The organism is Actinocorallia aurea (assembly GCF_054783995.1).
In genome coordinates this window covers 1-2,541 of sequence record NZ_BAAGPQ010000045.1, presented here as the reverse complement: position 1 = coordinate 2,541, position 2,541 = coordinate 1, and the positions used below count along the sequence as shown (strand labels likewise).

Here is a 2,541-nt window from a genome sequence, read left to right as displayed (position 1 = left end):
GGCTCGGAGAAGGTCGAGGTTGGCGCGACCGAACATCATTCTCTTCAGGTGTTTGACCTTGCAGTTTTCGCCCTCTACAGCGCCAGATGAGTAGGGCAGGGACAAGCCATTGAGGACGGCGGCGTGATCGCGGCGCAGTCCCGAGGCGAAGGACCGCAGGTGGGGCAGGTCAGTGGTCTCGGTGTCGACGCCGGTCAGCCAGGGGCCGAGGTCGCGCTGTCCGGTGCGGTGGATGAGCATTTTGGCGAACGTGGTGACGTGCTGGTCGAGGACGGCCAGGGCGGGGCTGCGGTCCAGGACGGCGGCAAGCTGGTCTTTATCGTCGTCGGTGAGGTGGTCAGGGTCGCTGGTGATCCATCGCCGGACGTCGCGGACCGATGGCGGTGGGGGCGGCAGGTCGGGGGTGCCGAGGCCGGTGCGGAGCGGGGCGACGTAGCGGCGGATGGTGCGGACGCTGCCTCGGTATCCCTGTTCGCGGAGCTCGTCGAAGAGTTCGGCGGCGTTGCCGCATCCGTCTTCCATGACGCGTCTGCGCAGGTGGGGAATGAAGGACTCGAAGTGGCGGCGCTGGCTGCGTCCTTCGCCGAACAGCAGCTCGTCAGCGGTGGCGGCGCGCTGGAACTTGCGGATGGTCTTGTCGTTGAGGCCGGTGATCTGGGCGATCTGCATCTGGTTGTAGCCCTCGGCGAGGAGCCGGTGGATCTCGGCGTGCCGGTCACGGGTGCGATCGACGATCGGGGTCTTCCGGGCGGGCTGCGGCACTACCGGCAGCTCGCGGCGGGCGACCTCGGCGCGGAGCGGTTCGATGGCGCGGCGGACGGTCCGGGCGCCGCCGGAGTAGCCGTGAGCCCGGAGTTCTTGGAACAGGCGGGCGGCGTCGACGCAACCGCTGTCCAGGACGCGCTGGCGCAGGTAGGGGAGGAAGTCCTGCAACCGTGCGGTCTCGGGCTCGTCGGGCAGCAGCTCCTCGGCCGCGCGCCGCGCGGCGTGGACGTCCTGGCGGTCCGGGGTGGCTCCGGTGCTCGCGATCTCGGTCAACGGCTCGGCCACTGCGTGTTCCTGGTCGTCTTCGGCTGGGGCGGGAACGGGTTCCCGCAGGTCAGCACGGTAGACGCGGATCGTCTTGTCGACCACCGTGCACAGATTCTGGAACAGGTGCCAGCGATCAGCGCATTGGCGGGCGTCGGGTGCTCCCTGGCGGGTGCCTTCGGCATACCCGCCGGCGCGGTCGCGGCACACGGTCTCCACCCCTGGATGGGCGGTCAACCAGTCGGCCAGGACCTGGGCCTCTCGCCCGTCCAGGACGTCGATCGGCCGGTGGGAGTCCAGGTCGACCAGGATGGTGGCGTAGCTCTGCCCCTTGCGTTTGGCGAATTCGTCCACCCCCAGGACGGTGACCTGCCCGATCTCGGGGTCGGGCAGGGCGCGGATCAACCTGAGCAGCGTGCACCGCGACACCCTCATTCCCAGGGCCGAGGCCAGGCGTGCGCCGGCTCGTCCGGCCAGTGCCAGTGCGACCCGCTCCAAGGTGCGGCGCAGTCCCGGAGTCCGGCGCTGCCGCCGCTGGGTCACGCCCTCGACTTGTTCGGCGAACGTCGCGACCGGGCAGGACCGGTTGCCGCAGCGGAACCGGCGGACCTGCAGTTCGATCAGGACCGGTCTCCCGGCGCACGACAGGTCATGCAGGCGCCGCCGGTACCGGTCGTGAACACGCGCTGAGCCCGCTCCGCAGCCGTGGCACAACGCCGTTCCGGTGCCGGTGCGTGCAAGGACCCGGACGCCGTCGTCGCCGAGATCCTCGATCTGTTCCACCTCCAGGCCGCCCAGCTGTGGGAACAGCATGGTCACCAGGCGGACCCGGTCGTCAGACAGCGCCTGCAGCACAATGGTTCCTTCGCGGCCGTTTCGGCATGATCAGATCGTGGCGATCCAGATCGTGACGGAACGGCCGCGCCCATGAGCGGCGTGTTATGAGTTCGCGAGCATGCCGTGAGCCCTGCGCAACCACTCGTCCAGAACAACAAAGTCACTCTCGGCCAGGCCGCGGCGAGCATCGACCCGATAGAGCATCGCTTGGCCCGGATGGTGACTCGAGACCCAAGCCCGGTCAGCGTCGGTGATCTCGTCGTCGACCCAGGCAAACGGGCGTCCCGCGGCCCAATCGACGAGGGCCCGGGTCTTCCAGTGCAGCCCCATGCGTTCGTCCTCCTCATCGACGTCGGAAGGCTCTGGCCAGACCACGACGGCCAACTGCGGGAGGTCAATGCGCGGACAGATGCACTGGTTCGCATCATCCATCCAGGTCGTGGCCCACACCAGCTCGCACGGCAGAGCCTTCAACCTGCGCCCGTGCTCGGGATCGATCCTGGCAAGGAGCGGATGAGAACTGGCCCCTTCAGGCTCGGGATGACCCGTCTCAAAGGTCGGGTACTGCTGCGCTGCCCCGAACGGAATGAGCGGCCCATCGACATCGAGAAACAGCAACGGAAGCTGCGCGGAACCTGTCACGGCCGCACGATAGCCCCTCGCAACCCATGAGCA

2 protein-coding genes are annotated in these 2,541 nt (G+C 68.4%); both read right to left on the bottom strand.

Annotation, left to right across the window (positions count from 1 at the left end; translation table 11 throughout):
* The coding region (locus tag ACYVOM_RS41075) for an ISL3 family transposase (RefSeq protein ID WP_460309056.1) at positions 1-1,884 on the bottom strand (1,884 nt) is incomplete at its 3' end.
* Positions 1,885-1,968: 84 nt separating this feature from the next.
* The gene (locus tag ACYVOM_RS41070; RefSeq protein ID WP_460309057.1) at positions 1,969-2,508 is read right to left on the bottom strand and encodes an HAD domain-containing protein; all 540 of its coding nucleotides are present in this window, start codon (positions 2,506-2,508) and stop codon (positions 1,969-1,971) included.
* Positions 2,509-2,541 lie beyond the last annotated feature (33 nt).